General features: G+C 72.0%; 15 protein-coding genes. 8 read left to right on the top strand and 7 right to left on the bottom strand.

Annotation, left to right across the window (positions count from 1 at the left end; genetic code table 11):
• From HHX35_RS32410 to HHX35_RS32380, 7 genes are read left to right on the top strand one after another with little or no spacing between them, the layout of a single operon-like run.
• The gene (locus tag HHX35_RS32410) at positions 1 to 1,572 is read left to right on the top strand and encodes a condensation domain-containing protein (protein ID WP_182902463.1); all 1,572 of its coding nucleotides are present in this window, start codon (positions 1 to 3) and stop codon (positions 1,570 to 1,572) included.
• Complete coding sequence (locus HHX35_RS32405) at positions 1,566 to 1,799, top strand: acyl carrier protein (RefSeq protein WP_139572866.1); 234 nt, start codon at positions 1,566 to 1,568, stop codon at positions 1,797 to 1,799. Before HHX35_RS32410 ends, HHX35_RS32405 begins: the two co-directional genes overlap by 7 nt.
• Entirely contained in the window at positions 1,796 to 3,640 is a 1,845-nt protein-coding gene (locus HHX35_RS32400) for a condensation domain-containing protein (RefSeq protein WP_182902462.1), read from the top strand. Before HHX35_RS32405 ends, HHX35_RS32400 begins: the two co-directional genes overlap by 4 nt.
• Before the next feature lie 16 nt (positions 3,641 to 3,656).
• Positions 3,657 to 3,896, top strand: coding sequence for an MbtH family protein (locus HHX35_RS32395; protein WP_396781288.1), 240 nt, complete (start codon positions 3,657 to 3,659; stop codon positions 3,894 to 3,896).
• On the top strand, positions 3,893 to 5,320 hold the full coding sequence (locus tag HHX35_RS32390; protein WP_182902460.1) for a condensation domain-containing protein: 1,428 nt from the start codon (positions 3,893 to 3,895) through the stop codon (positions 5,318 to 5,320). Before HHX35_RS32395 ends, HHX35_RS32390 begins: the two co-directional genes overlap by 4 nt.
• Positions 5,321 to 5,333: 13 nt before the next feature.
• Positions 5,334 to 7,229 (top strand): non-ribosomal peptide synthetase, encoded by a 1,896-nt coding sequence (locus HHX35_RS32385; protein ID WP_182902459.1) that lies wholly within the window; start codon positions 5,334 to 5,336, stop codon positions 7,227 to 7,229.
• Entirely contained in the window at positions 7,226 to 10,366 is a 3,141-nt protein-coding gene (locus tag HHX35_RS32380; protein ID WP_182902458.1) for a non-ribosomal peptide synthetase, read from the top strand. Before HHX35_RS32385 ends, HHX35_RS32380 begins: the two co-directional genes overlap by 4 nt.
• Positions 10,367 to 10,425: 59 nt before the next feature.
• Here the strand turns inward: HHX35_RS32380 and HHX35_RS32375 are convergent, their stop codons facing one another.
• Positions 10,426 to 11,346 carry an SDR family oxidoreductase gene (locus tag HHX35_RS32375; protein ID WP_182902457.1) on the bottom strand — a complete coding sequence of 307 codons (921 nt, stop codon included), beginning with the start codon at positions 11,344 to 11,346 and terminating at the stop codon, positions 10,426 to 10,428.
• 122 nt (positions 11,347 to 11,468) lie between these two features.
• On the opposite strand from HHX35_RS32375, the gene HHX35_RS32370 reads away from it, so the two are divergent.
• Complete coding sequence (locus HHX35_RS32370) at positions 11,469 to 12,059, top strand: TetR family transcriptional regulator (RefSeq protein WP_182902456.1); 591 nt, start codon at positions 11,469 to 11,471, stop codon at positions 12,057 to 12,059.
• A 114-nt stretch (positions 12,060 to 12,173) separates the two neighbouring features.
• Here the strand turns inward: HHX35_RS32370 and HHX35_RS32365 are convergent, their stop codons facing one another.
• From HHX35_RS32365 to HHX35_RS32340, 6 genes are all read right to left on the bottom strand, one after another.
• Positions 12,174 to 13,193: a LacI family DNA-binding transcriptional regulator gene (locus HHX35_RS32365; protein ID WP_139572861.1), complete on the bottom strand. Its 1,020-nt coding sequence runs from the start codon at positions 13,191 to 13,193 to the stop codon at positions 12,174 to 12,176.
• A 28-nt stretch (positions 13,194 to 13,221) separates the two neighbouring features.
• Positions 13,222 to 14,613, bottom strand: coding sequence for a GH1 family beta-glucosidase (locus HHX35_RS32360; protein WP_182902553.1), 1,392 nt, complete (start codon positions 14,611 to 14,613; stop codon positions 13,222 to 13,224).
• A gap of 41 nt (positions 14,614 to 14,654) precedes the next feature.
• Entirely contained in the window at positions 14,655 to 15,548 is an 894-nt protein-coding gene (locus HHX35_RS32355; RefSeq protein WP_310739456.1) for a carbohydrate ABC transporter permease, read from the bottom strand.
• Entirely contained in the window at positions 15,545 to 16,519 is a 975-nt protein-coding gene (locus HHX35_RS32350) for a carbohydrate ABC transporter permease (protein WP_182902455.1), read from the bottom strand. Before HHX35_RS32350 ends, HHX35_RS32355 begins: the two co-directional genes overlap by 4 nt.
• Positions 16,520 to 16,603: 84 nt before the next feature.
• Entirely contained in the window at positions 16,604 to 17,950 is a 1,347-nt protein-coding gene (locus HHX35_RS32345) for an ABC transporter substrate-binding protein (protein WP_182902454.1), read from the bottom strand.
• Positions 17,951 to 18,283: 333 nt separating this feature from the next.
• Complete coding sequence (locus HHX35_RS32340) at positions 18,284 to 19,849, bottom strand: sulfatase (RefSeq protein ID WP_310739455.1); 1,566 nt, start codon at positions 19,847 to 19,849, stop codon at positions 18,284 to 18,286.
• Positions 19,850 to 19,870: the final 21 nt, after the last annotated feature.

Here is a 19,870-nt window from a genome sequence, read left to right as displayed (position 1 = left end):
ATGTCACCGACACTCATCGACGAGGGGGAGCAGGCGTCCCTCGCACAGCACGGCATGTGGATAACGGAGCAGATGGGCTGCGGGGGCCGGGTGTATCACATGCCGCTGGCCATCCGGTTCGACGGCCCCCTCGACGTGGACCGGCTGCTGGCGGCCTGCCACGACGTGGTCCGCGCGCATCCCCAGCTGGCCGCGGCCCTGGCGGAGCGGGACGGCGTGGTGCGCCTGGTGCCCGCCGCCGTGCCGCCGCCGATCGGGTTCGAGGACGCCTCCGGGTTCGAGGACGCAGGGCGTGAGCCCGGCGAGCTGGTCGACCGCGAGGCGTCGCTCGCCCTGGACCTGGGGACCGGGCCGGCCGCCCGGTTCACGGTGTTCCGGCTCGCGCCGGAGCGGCACCTGCTCGTCTTCGTCGCCCACCACGCCGTCTTCGACGGCATGTCGAAGGACATCCTGGTGCGCGACCTGGCCGGCGCCTACGCCGGGTTGCCGTCGCCGGCCCTTCCCCTGACCTACGGCGAGGCCGTCGAGCGGGAGAACACCCGGGTGGCCGAGCTGCTCGGCGACGCCGCCGAGTTCTGGCGCGGCCGCTGGCAGGACCGGCAGGACCTGCGGCTGCCCGGGCTGTCCGGGGTCTCGACCCGCGCGGCGGACGGCGACGCCGTCGACTTCGCGCTGCCCGCCGATCTCGCCGTCGCCGCGGACAAGATGGGCGTCACCCGGTTCGAGCTGGTGCTCGCCGCCGTGCACACCCTGCTCGCGGCGTACGGCAACGAGGGCGCGGCGGTGGCCGTCGACCTGTCGACCAGGACCGAGGAGACGCGGGGCCACATCGGCCTGTTCGTGAACGAACTGCCGGTGCCCGCCCCGGCACCCGGCGGGACGTTCGCCGAGTTCGCCCACACCGTACGCGACGAGTTGCGGGCCACGTACCGGTTCCGGGAGGTGCCGCTCGCGCGTGCGGTCGGCGGGGTGAGCCCGCGCACCGCGCTGACGCCGGTGTCGGTCAGCTACCGCAGGCGTGACGGGAGCGCGCCGGAGTTCCCCGGCGTCGAGGCGTCGGTGGACTGGATGTCGTTCAACCACGCGGTGCGCGGCACGCTGCACCTGCAGGTGGTGGACGCGCCGGACGGCGTCGCGGCCCGGCTGCAGTTCAACCCGCTCGTCCTGGACCGGTCGGGCTGCGAGACCGTCGCCGAGGACCTGCTCGCCCTGCTGCGGGCGCTGGCCGCCGCTCCGGACGCCGACGTGGCCGACCTGCCGCTGCCTTCCCCGCTCGAGCCGTCCTTCGCCCGGGCCGGGGAGCCGGCCCCCTCGGCACGGGCTGGCGAGGCGGACGCCGTGCCGTACCTCGCGGAGGTGGGCGAGATCTGGCGCGAGGTGCTCGGCATGCCGGAGATCGGCCCGGACGAGGACCTGTTCGACCTCGGCGGGCACTCGCTGTCGATCACGCAGATCATCGCGAAGGTGCGCGAGCGGATGGACGTGGAGCTGTCCTTCGACGTGTTCTTCGACGAGCCGACGATCACCGGGATCGCGGCGGAGATCGCCCGCCTGCGGGAGGAGGCGTGCTGAGGGAGCGCGTGGCCGAGCTGGTGTCGAAGGCGAGCGGCGGCGATCTCACCGTCGCCGACATCCTGGCGGCGAACTGCAGCCTGCCCGCGCTCGGCCTCACCTCGATCGCCTACCTCCGGCTGATCGACCTGCTGGAGACCGAGTTCGACTGCGACGTCGACCTGGACGGCGGCCACCTCGACACGCTCGACGGCCTGGTCGAGCACATCGCGGGGCAGCGGAAGTGACCGCGAGCCCGCCGGCGCAGGTCACCGGTCTCACGGCGCTGCCGCCGCGCACCGTGGAGTTCCGCGGCGCACGGGGCGGGCAGGCCGCGCTGACCTGGGGCCAGCAGGGGATCTGGCGCTCCACGCAGTGGCTGGACGACGGCGACCCCTACTTCAACCTGGCCTGGACCCTGCCGGTGACCGGCGCGGCCGGCCTGGACGCGGTGCTGCGCGCCGTGGGCCGTCTCGTCGAGCGGCACGAGACGCTGCGCACGGCGTTCGTCCGGAACGGCGAGGACGGGGAGGGCACCGGGGGGAACGGGGAGGGTACCGGGGAGAACACGGTCCAGCGCGTCAGCCGGGAGGGCCGGCTCACGGTCGGCGTGTACGAGGCGGCGGCCAAGCCGATGAGCGCGGCCAAGGCGCTGGCCGCCGAGCTGGCCGCGACCGGGTTCGACTACGCGGCCGAGCTGCCGATCCGGTGCGCGGTGGTCTGCCAGAGGGGCCGGCCACGCGCGCTGGCGCTCGCGTTGTCCCATCTCGCGCTCGACGGCTGGTCGCTGAACATGGTGGCCGCGGAGTGGCCGCGGCTGGTCGCGGGGGAGGACCTGCCCGGCCCGGGCTGGCAGCCGCTCGACCAGGCGGCCTCCGAGCGGTCGGACCCGCCGCCCGGCGGCCAGGCGCTGCGGCACTGGCGGACCGGGCTGGCGTCCGCCCCGCGTTCGATGTTCGACTTCCCGACGAGGGAACCCGAGGAGCCGCGCTTCGTCCGGCACGGGATGGACTCCCCGGCGGCGGCCGTCGCCGCCGAGGCGCTCGCCGCCCGGCACGGCGTGACGACCTCCAGCGTGCTCACGGTCGCCAGCGCCGCGCTGCTGGCCGCCGTCACCGGGCACCCCACGGCGGCGCTGCAGCTCATCGTGTCGAACCGGCACCACCCGGGGATGGAGGCGATGGCCGGGCCCGCCGCCCAGGACGGGCTGTGCGTCGTCGAGCTGGGGGCCGGCACGTTCGCCGACGCGCTGCGGCACGGACACCGCAGGACCATGGCTACCTACCGGAACGGGCACTACGACCCCGCGCTCGTTCAGGCCGCGTGGGAAGCGGAGGCGTGGGACCGCGGCGCCGACATCGACCTGGACGCGTTCTTCAACGACGTCAGGCAGGCGGGCCGCTGGCAGGGCCTGCCGCCGGTCGATCCCGGGGACGCCGCGGCGCTCGCCGCACTGCGCGACCGGACCAGGACGTTCTTCGTCGGCGCCTACTCGAAGGTCAAGGCGAGGATCTTCTTCGCCACCGGCCCGGCCCCGTCCACCTGCGAGTTCTACGTGCTGGTGGACACGGCCTTCCTGCCCGGAGACGTCGCCGGGCGGATGCTCACCGGCCTGGAGGAACTGCTGGTCCGGGCGGTCTCCGAGGAGGTGCCGCTCGACCAGGTCGCGAAGGTGGCGGGCCTGGACCCGGTGCTGCGCCCCGCCGGGTGGACGGCGATCGGCCCCGACTGGGTGGACGTGCCGGAGACCGAGGCGCTGCTGCGCCGGGTGTGCGGGACCGACCTGGCCGCGGTCGTGGTGGAGGACGCGGGAGACGACGCGGGAGACGACGCCGGAGACGACGCCGGAGACGCGGCCGCGGCCCGGCTGACCGGGTATCTCGTCGCGCGTCCCGGGCTGGACACGCCCGAGGCCGTCCACACCGCCGTGATGCGCGCCGCGGCCGGCCGGACCGACGTGCTCGCCCCCCACCACTACGTCCTGTGCACGGCGCCGCCGGCCGGCCCCGCCGGCTGGCCCGCCTGTCCCCGCTTGATCGAGGGCGGTGGCCGAGCCCCGTCCTCCGCAATGACCGTCTTGGGAAGGTGACATGACCGACTCCCCGATGCTCGTGGTCGTCAACGACGAGGAGCAGTACTCCGTATGGTGGAGCGACCGCGAGCCGCCCGCCGGGTGGCGGGCCACCGGCTTCGCGGGCACGCGGCAGGAATGCCTGGACCACATCGAGACGGTGTGGACCGACATGCGCCCGCTGAGCGTACGCGACCCGGCAACGCTGAGCGCACGCGACCCGGAAACGCTGAGCGTACGCGACCCGGCAACGCTGAGCGCCCGGGACAGATGACCACCGCGGAGCGCCGCGCCGCGCTGATCGAGAAGCTGGCCGGGCTGCCCCCCGAGCGCCGGGCGGCGCTGCTGCGCTCCCTCGGGGGCGCGCCGCGGGAACCCGGCGGGCAGGAGTGGCCGCTGTCGCCGGGACAGGAGCGCCTGTGGTTCCTCAGCCGCTTCGACCCCGGCGACACCAGTTACAACACGCCCTGGTGCATGCGGCTGCGCGGGCCGCTCGACGTGGACGCGCTGACCGCGGCGTTCACCCGGATCGTGGAGCGGCACGAGGTGCTGCGGACCCGCTTCCGGCTGCGCGGGGACGCCCCCGTGCAGGTCGTGCTGCCGCCCGGACCCGTGCCGCTGGAGAAGATCGCGCTTTCCGGGGAGGCCGACCTCGACCGGGCCCTGAAGGAGTTCGTCGAGCGCCCGTTCGACCTGGAGAACGAGCCTCCCCTGCGGGCCGGGCTGGCCGAGCCGGGCGAGGACGACGCGGTCGTGTGCATCGTCCTGCACCACATCGTGATGGACGGCTGGTCGCTCGACGTGCTCCTGCGCGAGCTCACGGAGTGCTACGCCGCCGGGCGCGAGGGACGTGAGCCCGAGCTGCCGGAGCTGCCCACGCAGTACCCCCGCTTCGCCGTACAGGAGAGACAGCGGGACCACGCGCAGGGCCTGGAGCACTGGACGCGCCGCCTGGCCGGCGCGCCCGCGCTGGACCTTCCGGCCGACCACCCCCGGCCGGACCGCTGGTCCGGGCGCGGCGGGCGCGAACACCTGCTGCTGCCGCCGGAGGAGATCACGCCGCTGGAGAAGGTGGCCAGGAAGCGGCGCTGCACGTCTTTCATGGCCCTGGTCGCCGCCTACCAGGCGACCCTCGCCCTGGCGTCGGGCCAGACCGACTTCTGTATCGGCGTGCCGGTGGCCGGCCGTACCCGCAGCGAGCTGGCGCCGCTGATCGGCTACTTCGGCAACACGATGGTGCTGCGCGCCGACCTGTCCGGCGACCCGTCGTTCCACGAGCTGCTGGACCGCGTGCGGGAGTCGACCCTGGCCGGGATGCGGCACGCGGAGGTGCCGTTCGAGCACGTCCTGGCCGCGCTGCGCGTCCCCCGCGACATCAGCAGGCCGCCGCTGTGCCAGGCCATGTTCAATCTGCACAACCTGCCCAAGGACGACCTGCTGGGGACCCGGATGGCCGACCTCGATCGGGAGGTCTACACGGTCCCGCCCAGCCACACCAAGTCGGAAGTCTCGATGGACCTGTGGCGGGGCCCGGAGGGGCTGGGCGGCGTCCTCGACTACAGCAGCGATCTGTTCGCGCCCGCGACCGCGCGCCGCCTCCTCGGCGGATTCACTGAGGTCGTACGGCGGGCCGGGGCCGACCCGGACGTCCCGCTGTCGGCGCTGAGCGGCGCGTTCGCGAGCGTGTTCCCGAAGTGAAAGGTGCATGAAAGTGAGTGACGCGGTGAGCGGCGTGACCAGCCCTGATACGGCGCTCGCGCTGATCCGCCGGTGGCGTGACGCGAGCCCCGACGCGGTCGCGGTGAGCGGCGCCGGCGGCGTGCTGACATACCGGGAGCTGCACGACAGGGTCGACCGGCTGGCGGCGCTGCTGCGCGCCCGCGGAGTCGGCCCGGAGGTCCCGGTGGGCCTGTGCCTGGAGCGCTGCCCCGGCATGGTCGTCGCCCTGCTCGCCGTGTGGCGGGCCGGCGGCGCCTACGTGCCGCTCGACCCGGGATTCCCCGAGGACCGGCTCCGGTTCATGCGGGAGGACGCGGGCATCCGGCTGGTGCTGGCCGGCCAGGGCGTCGGGTCCCGGCTGCTCGACGGCGTCCCCGACGTGGTCGAGCTGACGCAGGACGGCGTTCCCGTCGCGGGCTGGGCGTCCGGCGACGGCGAGGTGTTGGTCGGCGGCCCCGTGGGCGACCTGGCCTACCTCATGTACACCTCCGGTTCCACCGGCAGGCCCAAGGGGGTCGCCGTGCCGCACGGCGCGGTGGTCAACCTGCTGGAGTCCTTCGCCTCCCTGCTGGAGCTCACCCCGCGCGACGCCTGGCTGGCGGTCACGACGCTGTCGTTCGACATCTCGGTGCTCGAGCTCCTCCTGCCGCTGGCCTGCGGTGCCCGGGTGGTGGTCGCGTCCGGGCATGAGACGGCGGACGGCCGCGCCCTGCGGTCGCGTGCCGTGAGCGAGGCCGTCACGATCATGCAGGCGACCCCGGCGAGCTGGCGCATCCTGCTCGAATCCGGCGGGGTCCCCGAGAACGTCGCGACCCGGCTGTGCGGGGGCGAGGCACTGCCCCGCGACCTCGCCGACGCCCTCCTCGACGGCGGCGCCCGGCTCTGGAACGTGTACGGCCCGACCGAGACGACGGTCTGGTCGACGGCCGGCCGGGTGGCGCCCTCTCCCGCGCCTGTGGACCTGGGCGAGCCCATCGGCAACACGACGGTGCACATCCTCGGCCCCGACGGGCGTCCCGTGCAGCCCGGCGAGGCCGGTGAGCTGCACATCGGCGGCGCCGGCCTGGCCAGGGGATACCGCGGCATGCCGGGCCAGACGGCGGCCAGGTTCCTGCCCGACCCGTTCTCCGAAGCGCCGGGGGCCCGCCTGTACGCCACGGGCGACCTCGCCCAGATCGAGAACGGCAGGCTCCGCTACCTGGGCCGGGCCGACCAGCAGGTGAAGGTGCGCGGGTTCCGGATCGAGCTCGGCGAGATCGAGAGCGTGCTGCGGGCCGCGCCGGAGGTGGCCGGCGCCGCCGTCGGCGTCTGCGACGGCCCCGACGGGCTGCCGCGTCTGGTCGCCTACGTCGTACGCGCGGCCGGGGAGCCCGAGGAGGCCGACCTGTGGCCGTCCCTGCGTGACCGGCTGCGCCGCGACGTGCCCGAGTACATGGTGCCCGCGCACCTCGTGGTGCTGGACGCCCTGCCGCTCACCCCCAACGGCAAGCTCGACCGCAAGGCCCTGCCCGTGCCCGAGTGGACCCGGGCGCGGAGCCGGCCCTACCGGCCTGCGTCCACCCCGCTGGAGGAGGACCTCGCGGCGATGTGGGGGGAGGTGCTCGGCATCGCCGAGCCGGTCGGCGTCGACGACGACTTCTTCGAGCTGGGCGGGCACTCGCTGACCGCCACCCAGATCATCGCCAGGATCCAGGCGCGCTTCGCGATCAACGTGCCGATCGTGGTGCTGTTCGAGAACCCCACGGTGGCCGACCTGGCTGCGGCGATGGACCGGCTCGACGACGACGATCTGGACCTCGCCGAGATCGCCGCGCTCCGCGACGAGCTCGACGGCCTCAGCGCCGAGGACCTGGCGGCCGTGCTCGACGAGATGGCGTCGGACGCATGAGGGCGCCCCTGTCGCCGGGCCAGGAACGGCTCTGGCTCCTGCAGAGGCTGAATCCCCGCGACGCCTCCTACACGATGTACACCGTCCGCCGGCTGCGCGGGCCCCTCGACACCGGCACCCTCGAACAGGCCCTCGCCGACGTCGTGGCCCGGCACGAGGGCCTGCGCACCCGGTTCGACGAGGAGGACGGCGTCCCCTGGGCGGTCGCCGAGCCGCCGGGGGCGCCGGGGTCCCTCCCGCCGGTGGAGCGGATCCAGGCCGGCGACGAGGAGCACGCCCGGCGGCTCGTCGCCGAGCGGGTGAACGCGCCGTTCGACCTCGCCGAGGGCGTGCCGCTGCGCGTCGCGGTCATCGCGATCGGCGCGCTGGACCACGTCCTGTGCGTCACGATGCACCACATCATCGGCGACGGCTGGTCGCTGGGGATCCTCTTCGACGACCTGGCGGAGTGCTACACCGCGCGCCTGCACGGGCGCGCGCCGAGTCTGGCGCCGCTGCCGGTCCAGCCGTCCGACTACGCCCGCTGGCAGCGCCGCCGCGCCGAGCGCGCGGTGCCGTACTGGCAGGAGCGGCTGGCCGATCCGCCGCCGCCCGACCTGCCCTGCGCCATGGGGAGCGGGGGCACCGGTGACGAGGGCATCCGTGACGAGGGGCGCGCGGGCTTCCAGGTCGTCCGGATGGGCCGGGAGGTCGCGGGCGAGCTGGACCGGCTCGCCCGCGAGCACAGGACCACGCTGTTCACCGTGCTCATGACGGCCTACCAGGTGCTGCTGCACCGGCACACCGGCCACACCGACGTCCTCGTCGGCACGGCCGTGGCCGGCCGCGACCGGGTCGAGCTGGAGCCGATGATCGGCTACCTCTCGCAGACCGTCGTGCTGCGCGGCGACCTCGACGGCGATCCGCCGTTCACCGAACTGCTGGGGCGCATCAGGCATGAGGCGCTGACGGCGCTGAGCCGGCCTTCGGTCCCGTTCGAGCGGATCGGGCACCCCGCCGAGGCGCTGATGCCGACCATGTTCATCCTGCACACCCAGGACCTGGGGCCCACCCGGCCGTTCGGCGACCTGTCCGTCGGCTTCTTCCCCGACGGATACCGGCAGGTCAAGCTCGGCCTGTACGCCGAGGCGTGGTTCGAGGACGGCGAGATCGTCGTGTCGTTCGGCCACGACGGGTCCAGCGGATCCCCGCACGAGGCGGAGGCCGTCCGACGGCTCGCCGAGCGCTTCCTGCTCCTGCTCGAGTCGGCCGTGGCCGAGCCGCGTCGCCGGATCTCCGAGCTGCGCGTCTGGACCGGCGACGACGAGGCCGACATCCGTGCCATGGCCGGCGACGGCGCCGACGCCCCGGAGCCGGACAGCAGAGGACCGATGGTCCCCGAGATGATCGCGGAGACCGTTCGGCGCATGCCCGGCGCCGTCGCGGTGGTCTGCGGGGAGACCGAGATCACCTACGGCGAGCTGGACCGGCGGGCGGCACGTCTCGCCGCGGCGCTGCGGGCGGAGGGCGTGCGCCCCGGCGACGTGGTCGGCGTCTGCCTGCCCCGTTCCGCCGAGGCGATCAGCGCGCTGCTCGCCGTCTGGCGGGCCGGCGCGGCCTACCTGCCGTTCGAGCCGGACGAGCCGGAGGAGCGGCTGGCCTTCTCGCTCGCGGACGCCGGGGCCACACACGTGATCACGACCCGGGCGCTGCCCGCCGGGCTCACCGCCGTCGACCCGCTGGGCGGCGAGGACGATGCGGCCCCCGGCGATCAGGGTGAACCGGCCGGGACGCGCCCGGGCGACGTGGCCTACGTGATCTCCACCTCCGGCTCCACCGGCAGGCCCAAGGGCGTCGCCGTCGAGCACCGCGCCATCGCGGCGCGGATCCGCTGGATGCGCGAGGAGTACGGCCTGGCGCCCGGCGACCGCGTCGTCCAGTTCGCGTCGCTGAGCTTCGACACCCACCTCGAAGAGGTCTTCCCCACGCTCGCCGCGGGAGCGACCCTGGTGCTGCTGCCGGGCGGGGCGGCGACGCTGCCCGACCTGCTCGCCGCCCCGGGCGGGGAGCGGATCACGATGCTCGACCTGCCCACCGCCTACTGGCACCACCTGGTCGAGGAGATCGACCAGATCGCCTGGCCGCCCGCGCTCCGTCTGGTCGTCATCGGCGGCGAGCAGGCGTCCGGCGGCGCGGTCACGCGCTGGCGCGGCAGGTTCGGCGACGGCGTCCGCCTGGTGAACACCTACGGCCCGACCGAGGCCGCGGTCATCGCGACCGCGACCGACCTCGGCGCGACGCCGTACGGCAGGCCGCCGATCGGGCGGCCCGTCGGCGCGACGACGGTCCACCTGCTCGACGCCGCCGGGGCGCCGGTCCCGAAGGGCGTGATCGGCGAGCTGGTCATCGGCGGTGCCGGGGTGGCACGCGGCTACCTGCGCCGCCCGGCGCTCACGGCCGCCGCCTTCGTCCCCGACCCGCTGGGACCGCCGGGATCGCGGAGGTACCGCACCGGCGACCGGGCGCGCTGGAACCAGGAGGGCGCGCTGGAGTTCCTCGGACGGCTCGACGGGCAGCTCAAGGTCCGCGGCTTCCGGATCGAGCCGGGCGAGGTCGAGGCGCGGCTGCTCGACCACCCGGGCGTCGGCCAGGCGTTCGTGACGGTCCACGCCGAGGAGCTGGTGGCGTACGTGACCGGGACCGCGAGCGGGGAGGAGCTCGCCGGGCACCTCGCGCGGACCCTGCCGCGCCATCTCGTCCCGACCGCCTGGGTCGTTCTCGACGCGCTGCCGCTCACCAGCCGCGGCAAGGTGGACCGGGCGGCACTGCCCGCGCCGGTCCGGACGCCGTCGGCCGGGCACGTCCCGCCGAGCACGGACGCGGAGCTGCTGGTGGCCGAGATCTGGGCGGAACTGCTCGGCGTCGGTTCCATCGGCGTGAACGACGACTTCTTCACCCTGGGCGGGCACTCGCTGCTCGCGACGAGGATCGCGGCCAGGCTGCGCCGGGGGACCGGGGTGGAGGTCCCGGTCCGGACGATCTTCGAGCGGCGCACCGTGGCCGAGCTGGCGGTCGCGCTGGAGGACCTGCTGGTGGCCGAGCTGGAGAACATGTCGGAGGAAGAGGCCGAGCGCCTGCTCTCGTCCGCCGGCAGCTGAACGCGAGGCGGGCGCCCTGTGCTTCCGGGCGCCCGCCTCGTGTCGTCCGGGCGTCCGCCTCATGCTGTCCGGGCGGCCGGCGTGACCAGGTAATCGCCGTGCTCCAGGTCTTCGAGCAGCGTCGGGTAGGTGGGCGACCAGCCGAGCAGCTCCTGCGTGTAGGAGCTGGAGACGGGCCCGTCGAAGCCGTAGGCGGTGGCCATGAACGGGCTCACGAAGTGTGTGGCGGCCTCGTCGGGGGTCAGCGAGACCGTGCGCAGATCCAGGCCCCGGGCGATCGTCTCTGCGATGCTCTTCAAAGTGACGCCGCTTTCGGCCACTCCGTGCAGCACGCTGCCCGCGGGTGCCTTCTCCACCGCCAGGCGGAACAGGACCGCCGCGTCGAGCCGGTGCACCGCGGGCCACCGGTTGGCGCCGTCTCCGATGTACGCCGAGACGCCGGTCTTTCGCGCGGTGGCGATGAGCATGGGGATGAAACCGTGGTCTTCGGGACCGTGGACGGTGGGAGCGAGACGGACCACACTCGCGCGCACTCCCCGGGCGGCGAAGCCCAGACACGCTCGCTCACCCGCGATGCGGAAGGCGGCGATCCCGGCCGCGTCGGGCTCGTCCTTCTCGGTGGACTCCCGGCCGGCCGGCATGACCAGGGTGCCCGAGGTGACGACGAGCGGCTTGCCCGAGTGTTCCAACGGCCGGCCGAGCGTCTCGATCGCGGTCCGGTCGCGCCTCATCATGTCGTCGAGGTCGGAGAAGTCGCCGCCGTAGGCCATGTGCACGACTCCGTCGGCGGCTTCGGCGCCCCTGTGCAGACTGTCGAGGTCGTCCAGGGAGCCGCGGTGTGGTGTGGCCCCCAGAGACTCCAGCCGGGCGGCGGCGGCATCCGAGCGCGCAAGACCGGTGACGGTGTGGCCGGCCGCGATGAGCTCGGCGACGACCGCGGGGCCGGTCTGGCCCGAACCACCGGTGACGAAGACATGCATGAAACGCTCTCCCGCTTGACGCCAGTGACTGGCACTACCTAGTGCCAGTCACTGACCTTAGGTAGCGTCAGTGACTGGCGTCAAGTAGCGCCACTCACTGACATATGCGATATCCTCGGAGCGTGCCACGGAGCGGAGCAGAAGCGCGCCGCCGCCTTCAGCAGGCGGCCCTGGAGCTGTACCGGGAACGCGGGTTCGAGCAGACGACCACGGCCGAGATCGCCGCCAGGGCCGGCGTCAACGAACGCACGTTCTTCCGGCACTTCCCGGACAAGCGCGAGGTGCTCTTCGACGGCGAATCCGACCTGCGCGCCGCGCTGACGCGGGAGGTAGCCGAAGCGCCTCATGATCTGCAGCCGCTCGAAATGCTGCTCTGCGCCTTCCGGAAGGTCGAACGGATCCTTGAGGACAACCGCCCGTTCGCCGAACCACGACTACACGTCATCGCGGCGACACCGGCACTCCGTGAACGCGACCTGGCCAAGGCCGCGTCGATCACAGAAGCCGTGGCGGAGGCACTGCGGCAGCGCGGCGTCACCCATCGGCTGGCCGGCCTGGCTGCTCAGACCGGCTGGGCCGCCTTTCACCAAGCGGTCCACGCCTGGATCGACGACCCCTCACAGAGCTTGGACGCACATCTCCTCCAAGCCTTCGACGACCTGCGCGCCCTCTCCGTGACCGCCCCACCGGCACAGGAACGGCCCGGGGACTGATCCCACTCCGTCCACGGCCGTCGATCACCGGCTCTGGCAGGAGCGTTGATGCGAACCGCCGCGCACCCCCTCGGGGTGCGCGGCGGTTCGTCGTCCGCGGTCTGGCCGTGGCCGTCAGGCGGAGGCGCGGATCACCAGATGGGTGTCGAGGATGACGACCGGCTGCTCCAGCGGCTCGCCGTTGATCCGGGCGATCAGGAGCTGGACCATCTGCCGGCCCATCGCCTCGGTCGGCTGGTGCACGCTCGTCAGCTGAGGATCGGTGTGCAGCGCCACCTTGGAGTCCTCGAAGCCGATCACCGCGACGTCGTCGGGCACGACCAGACCCTGCTCCTTCAGCACCCGCAGGGCGCCGACCGCCATCGGGTCGGAGGCCGTGAAGACGGCGTCCAGGTCGGGGTGACGGGCGAGCAGGTCGCGCATGCCCGCCTCCCCGCTCTCCTCGGAGAAGTCGCCGTACGCGACGCGCTCGGTCATGCCGGTGGCCAGCAGCGCGTCGCGGTATCCGGCGAGACGGTCGACGCCCACGCCCATGTCCTGCGGACCGGCGATGGTGGCGATCTTGGTACGGCCCTTGGAGAGCAGGTACTTGACCGCCTGCCGGGCACCGGCCCGGTTGTCCATGTCGACGAAGCTGTACGGGTTGAGACCCACCGGGCGGCCACCGAGCACGGTCGGCACGCCCAGCTCCTCCAGCCGTCCCGGCAGCGGGTCGGCGCCGTGCACCGAGGTGAGGAGCACGCCGTCGACGTGCTGCCCGGTCAGGTAGTGCTCCAGCCGGTCGTGCTCGGCACGGTTCTGCGCCATCGTGAGGATGAGCTGGAGGCCGGTCTCCGCCAGCGCGGAGCCGATGCCGCGGATCAGCCCGGCGAAGTACGGCTCGTCGAAGACGCGCTGCTCCGACTCCGACACCACCAGCGCGATGGTGTCGGTCCGATTGGTCACGAGGGTGCGCGCCGCCCGGTTGGGCACATAGCCGAGCTCCTGGATCGCCAATAACACCGCGTCGCGGGCCCGGTCGCTCACCTTGGGCGAGCCGTTGATGACCCGCGACACGGTGCCGCGGCCGACCCCGGCGCGTGCGGCGACCGCTTCCAGAGTCGGCCGGCCTCCGGAACGGCGGTCCCCGTTCATCTATACTGCCCCCTTATCGTGTCTGCGCTTATTGTGCCCGACCCAGCAGGCCGCCGTGTCTGATGGTGTCGGCATACCACAAAGCGCTCGATTTCATGGTCCTCGCCTGGGTCTCGTAGTCGACGTAAACAAGGCCGAAGCGCTTGCCGTATCCCCAGGCCCACTCGAAGTTGTCCATCAGCGACCAGGCGAAGTAGCCCTGAAGCGGGATGCCCGACTCGATGGCCGCGTGGCAGGTCCGCAGATGGGCGTCGATGTAGGCCACCCGGTCGGGGTCGTGCACCGTGCCGTCCTCGCCGATCACGTCGTCGTACGCCGCGCCGTTCTCCGAGATGTAGAGCGGGACCCGCGGGTACTCGTCGGCGATCCGCCGCAGCATCTCGTGCAGGCCGCTGTCGTCGATCTCCCAGCCCATGGAGGTGACCGGGCGGCCGCCGTTGACGAAGCCCACGTGCTCGCTGCCGATCCACGGCGATCCGGAGTCCGTCGGCGCGGCGGCCGCGGACGCGGCGCCGCCGGGCGCGCCGGAAACGGTGAAGCGGCTGTAGTAGTTGATCAGCAGCATGTCGAGCGGGGCGGCGATCGTGGCCAGGTCGCCGTCCTGGATGAACTCCATGTCGGACAGGTGGCTCAGATCGGCCAGCACGTCCTCGGGGTAGGAGCCCTTGAGCAGCGCGTCCAGGAAGAAACGGTTCTGCAGCCCGTCGATGCGGCGGGCGGCGTCCTGGTCGGCCTCGCTGCCCGTGGCCGGCGTGACCGGGTACACGTTCACGCACCCGCCGATCTGCGAGTGCGCGTTCTGCGCCCGCATCGCCTGGACGGCCAGGCCGTGCGCGAGGTTGAGGTGGTGCGCGGCACGCAGCGCGGCGGCCGGCTCGCGCCGCCCGGGGGCGTGCTCGCCGGAGGCGTAGCCGAGGAACGCGGCGCACCAGGGCTCGTTGACCGTGCTCCAGTTCCTGACCCGGTCGCCGAGCTCGGCGTGCACGGTCGCGGCGAAGTCGGCGAAGCGCTTCGACGTGTCGCGCGACGGCCACCCGCCGGCGTCTTCGAGCGCCTGCGGGAGGTCCCAGTGGTAGAGCGTCAGCCACGGGTCGATGCCGTAGCTGAGAAGCTCGTCGACGAGCCTCTTGTAGAAGTCGAGGCCCTTGGCGCTGTACGCGCCGGAGCCGTCGGGCTGGATCCGAGGCCAGGAGACGGAGAACCGGTAGGCGGTGAGGCCGAGGTCCGCCATGAGCTTGACGTCCTCGCGATACCGGTTGTAGTGGTCGATCGCGATCTCGGCGGTGTCTCCGCCCACGATGCGCCCGTCCTGACCGCAGAAGGTGTCCCAGATGGAGCGGCCCCGCCCGTCCGCGGTGATCGCGCCCTCGATCTGGTAGGCGGAAGTGGCGGCGCCCCAGACGAACCCGGTGGGGAACATCAGGCCGGCCGTCTCCGCTTCGGGTCGTGTGCCTTGCGTTGTCACGCCTTGACCGCACCTTCCATGAGTCCGCCGATGATCTGTCGGCCGAACGCGATGAACACGACGATGAGCGGGAGAATCGACATGAGCGTGCCGCTGAAGATGAGCACGTAGTCCGTGCCGTACTTCGCGTTGAGCGAGTTGATGGCAACCTGGACCGTCGGGTTGTCCGGCGTCAGCACGATCAGCGGCCACATGAAGTCGTTCCAGATCAGCATGAACGTGTTGATGCCCAGCACCGCCATGCCCGGCCGTACGGCGGGCAGGATGACGTTCCACCAGATCCGCAGCGTCGAAGCGCCGTCGACGCGGGCGGCCTCGACCAGCTCGTTGGGCACGGCCTGCTGGGTGTACTGCGTCATGAGGAAGACGCCGAAACCGTTGAGCAGGAAGGGCAGGATCACGGCCTTGATCGAGCCGACCCATTCGAGGCTGACCATGAGGCGGTAGAGGGGCACGATGCCCATCTGCTGCAGCGGGACCATCATGGTCAGCAGCACCAGCAGCAGCAGGATCTTGCCGCCCTTGAAGTTCAGCCGGGCGAACGCGAAGCCGGCGAACGTCGAGATCACCACCACCGAGACCGTCACCGTGGCGGCGATGATCAGGGAGTTGGTGAGACCGGTCAGGTAGTGCGCGTCGGGGTTGGTCAGCACGCGCTGGATGTTCTCCCCGAGCTTGCCGCCCGGCAGGAACGGCGGCGGCATGTCGGTCGCCTCGGTGTTGGTGCGCGAGGCGATGACGATCATGTAGTACAGCGGGAACGCCGAGATGATGATCGTGACCGCGAGGATGAGCCTCGTCATCGGTGTGGCGGTCCAGAGGCCGGCGGCACCTCCCGGCCCCTTGGCGCGGCGCCGCCGCGTGGTGGCGGGCGCGGAGAGCGTGGTCACTTGTTGCCCCCGATCCGGCGGATGAGCAGGAAGTTGATGGCCGATCCGATGAGGATGAGCAGGAACAGCAGCCAGGCGGCCGCGGAGGCGTAGCCGTAGTCGAACTCGCGGAAGCCCTGCTCGAAGATGAACATCGAGACGGTCTGGAACTGGCTGTTGGTGCCGCCGTGGACGTTGCCGTTGTAGAACGTCGTCGGCTCGGAGAACAGCGTGAGGCCGCCGATGGTGGAGTTCAGCACCACGAAGATCATCGTGGGCCGGAGCATCGGGATCGTGATCTGCCAGAACTGGCGCCGCCGGGACGCGCCGTCGATCGAGGCCGCCTCGTAGAGGTCCTTGGGGATCGTCTGCATGCCGGCCAGGAAGATGATCGCGTTGTAGCCGGTCCAGCGCCAGTCGATCATGGTCGCGATGGCGAGCCAGGAGGGGAGACGCTCGGCCTTCCAGTCGATGGGGTCGGCCCCGAACCAGCCGAGAACCCAGTTGACCACGCCCCAGTCGCGCCCGTACAGCTGGGTGAAGACGACCGCCACCGCGACGACCGAGGTGACGAGGGGGAGCAGGACGCCCAGCCGGACGAACAGCTGCGCCTTCATCCGCTTGTTCAGCGCGTTGGCCAGCAGCAGGGCCAGCAGTATCTGCGGGACCGTCGCGAGGACGAACATCGCGAGGGTGTTGACGACCGCCTTCCAGAAATCGGCGTCGCCGAGCATGGCGGTGTAGTTGCCGAGGCCCGTCCACTCGACCGTGCCCGTGAGGTCGTAGTCGAAGAACGAGTAGTAGAGGGTGAAGCCGAGCGGGAAGAGCCCGAAGATCAGGAAGAGGATGTAGTAGGGAGAGACCAGGAGGTAGGGTGCGGCCTTGAGGTCCAGCCAGGTCAGAAAGGACCGGCCCGGTCTCGGCCGGACGTGCCTCCGGCTGGGCGGCATCGGTGCCCGGGTCGGTTGCCCGGCGTCGACGTGCAGGCTCATGAGTTACCTTTCGGGTGAAAGCAGGCGACCGGCCCGCCGGCGGGGTGCCGCTGCGGCGGGCCGGTGCTCACCTGGCGGGCAGGATCAGCCCGCGGCCTTCACGGCGTCGTCGACGAGCTTCTTCCAGCCGTTCGCGTACGGCACGGAGCCGTCGTCGATGGCGGAGACGACCGACTCGATGGCGTTCTTGACCTGGGCGTGCTTGACGCCGAGGAAGATCGGCTGGAGCGAGGCGGCCGACTTGGCGAAGATCTCACCGACGGGGGCGTCGTTGAAGTACTCGTTCTTCGCACCCTGGACGGCCGGGTCCTGCTGCGCCTGGACGTTGCTCGGCATGTTGCCGGCGTAGTTGAAGACGCTGACCTCGGCGTCCTTGCCGGTCAGGTAGTCGAGGACCTGCGCCGCCTCCTTGGGGTGCTTCGACTGCTTCGGCACGGCCAGCCAGGAGCCGCCCCAGTTGCCGCCGCCGCCGGGCACCGCCGCGACGTCCCACTTGCCCTTGAAGTCCGGTCCGGCGCCGCCGTCGCCGCTCACCGCGCCGAGCATCCACGACGGGCAGCCGAGGGTGGCGAACTGCGACTTCTTCATGCCGGTGTTCCACTCGGGCGTGAAGTTGCGCAGCTTGGCCGTGAGGCCCTCCTGGCTGATCTTCTGGGCGAAGTCGTACGCCGTCTTGACCGCCGGGTTCTTGTCGACGATCAGGTTGTTGTCCTTGTCGAAGTACGTGACGTTGCCGTTCTTGGCGCCCTCCTGCACCAGGACCACGTTGTAGAGGGTGTTGGTGCCGTCGACGAACTTCGTGTCCTTGATCTTGTCCTGGAACTTGTGGGCGACCTTGACGAAGTCGTCCCAGGTCGGCCAGAGCTTGCTGACCTCCTCGCGGTCGGCGGGCAGACCGGCCTTCTCGAACAGGTCACGGCGGTAGCACAGGCTCATGCCGCCGACGTCGGTGCCGAGGCCGAACAGCTTGCCGTCGGCGGTGACGCCGTTCTCCCACTTCCAGGCGGCGAAGTCGCTCTTGCGGTTCTGCAGGCCGAACTCGCCCAGGTCGGCCCACCACTCGGGGTGCGCCTTGGCGAGGCCCATGCCGCCCTCGTCGATGCCGACGACGTCGCCGGCGCCCGCGCCGGACTGCAGCCACTGGATCATCTGCGGCCAGTAGACCTGCTCGAACTGGTCGGTCAGGTTGTCATACTTGATCTGGATGTCCTTGTGCTCGGCGTTCCACTTGTCGACGGCCTCCTTGTAGCCGAAGTTCTTGCCGCCGCCGAACGTCTGGAGCGTGATGGTGACGGGGCCGGCCGCCGCCGTGGACCCGCCACCCGACGCGGTGTCGGGCTTGTCGTCGGACTGGCAGGCGGTGGCGCCGAGAGCCAGCGCCGCCACCGCGGCGACCGCGAGCAGCCTGCCGCGGCGCGAGTTTGCAATCATTCCGGACCCCTCTCAGGTGGTATCCCGAATCGTTCGTGGGAGGTGCATCCCAGGCCGGTCCCCGATCTCACGGCCCGCGATCGAAGGTTGTGCTCGGTGCTCCCGCACGGTGTACCAAGCACCGTTGGGAGCGCTCCCACGAAGGGTCCTCTATGAGCAACCGGGGCGTCAATATGCCGAAACCTAACTGTTACTCCCTGGGTGGTTAGAGCCGGTCAATGGGACATACTAGGACATACCGCGCTTGGGAGCGCTCCCATAGCCATATGGGCAGAAATGAATAGGGGGTGCCCCGAACCTGCCGGGGCGCCCGCCCTTATCCGCTCCGTCACCTCACTCGTGGGCCGCCGCGGCCGTCGCCGAGGACACTCCGCCGCCCAGCGAGATCCCCGTGCCTGGGATCACTGTGCCGGGGATCACCGTGCCTGAGACCACTGTGCCCGCGGCGTCCGCCAGCCGGCACGCCGGTCCGGAGCAGGCCCGCAGCAGCGCGAGCCGGGCCGCGAGCGCGGCCGTCAGGCCCGGGCCGGCCGTCGCCGCGATGTTGTGCAGCTCCGCCGGGTCGTCCCGCAGGTCGTAGAGCTGCCGCTCCCCGGTCTCGTACTCCACGTACGCGTAACGCCCGGTCCGCAGCATCGCATATGTGGGCGGCGAGTTCGGCGAGTAGGAGGGGTGGTAGAACTCCGCGAGCACGGCGTCGCGCCAGGGGACGTCGTGCCCCTGCAGGAGCGGGACGAGCGAGCGGCCCTCGGCCGTCGGAGGCACCGCGGCCCCGCCCAGCTCGGCGAACGTGGGCGCGAGGTCGACCGTCGAGGTGAGCGCGTCGACCACGCCCCCGGCGGGCACCCCCGGCCCGCGCACCACCATCGGCACCCGGATGTCCTCCTCGAAGGGCGTCGTCTTGCCCGGCCGCAGCCGGTGCTGGCCGAGATGGAAGCCGTTGTCGGAGGTGAAGAAGATGTAGGTGTCGTCCAGGCGGCCCGCCCGGCGCAGCGCCTCGACCAGGGCGCCCACCATGTCGTCGACACCGAGCATGGCCCGCAGCCGGTCGCGGTGAACGCGGTCGATCCGCCGCGTGTCGGCGGCCGACAGCGGCGTGCGCTCGCCGAGCCAGCGGGGCTCGGCGGACAGGTCGGCCTGGTCGAACGACGCGGTCCGCGGCGCCTGTTCGCCGGCGAAGGCGGCGGCGTGGCGCGGCGCGTAGTGCGCGGGCAGGTGCGGCGCGACCGGAGCGAGATAGAGGAAGAACGGAGCGTCCGCCCCGGCGGAGGACTCGGCGGCGGAACCGGTCGCGAACGCCGCGGCCTTGGCGCTCAGCACGTCCTCCAGGTAGTCCTCGGGGGCGTCGCCGTACCGCCGGATCACGCCGTTCTCGTTGAGCGTGTAGCCGTACTCCTGGTAGAGGCGGGTGACGGGGACGTGCCACTCGTCCCAGCCGGGCGGCACGTACGTGCGGGGCGCGCCCTCGGGGTAGTTGTTGAGATACTTGCCCATGAGCGCGGTGCGGTAGCCCGCGTCGTGCATCCACGTCCCGAGGGTGGAGGCCTCCAGCGGCCGGAACTTCGGGAACCCGCCGGTCGGCGACCGGTTGCTCTCCACCTGGTGGCTGTGCATGTACTGCGAGCGCAGGATGGACGAGCGGGAGGGGCAGCACCAGGGGTTGGTGACGAAGAAGCGCGACAGTGTGGTGCCCTGACGCACCAGGAGGTTCGTGATGTTGGGGAACCGGCTCAGATCCGCCGCGTCCAGGTCGTCGGTGAGGATCAGCACGATATTGGGCCGTTGAGCCGCGAGCGTGGGGGCGGGCTCGGCACGGGAGGCGCCGGTGAGCCCGAGGCACAGCAGGAGCGCCGCGGCGAGCCCGGCCCACAGCTTTCTCGATCGTCGTGGTTGGGGCACGGCAGCAATCATTGCCACGTG

Source organism: Microbispora sp. H10830, from assembly GCF_014161375.1.
GTDB classification, from domain to species: Bacteria; Actinomycetota; Actinomycetes; order Streptosporangiales; family Streptosporangiaceae; genus Microbispora; species Microbispora catharanthi.
This window is presented reverse-complemented; position numbering and strand designations above follow the sequence as displayed.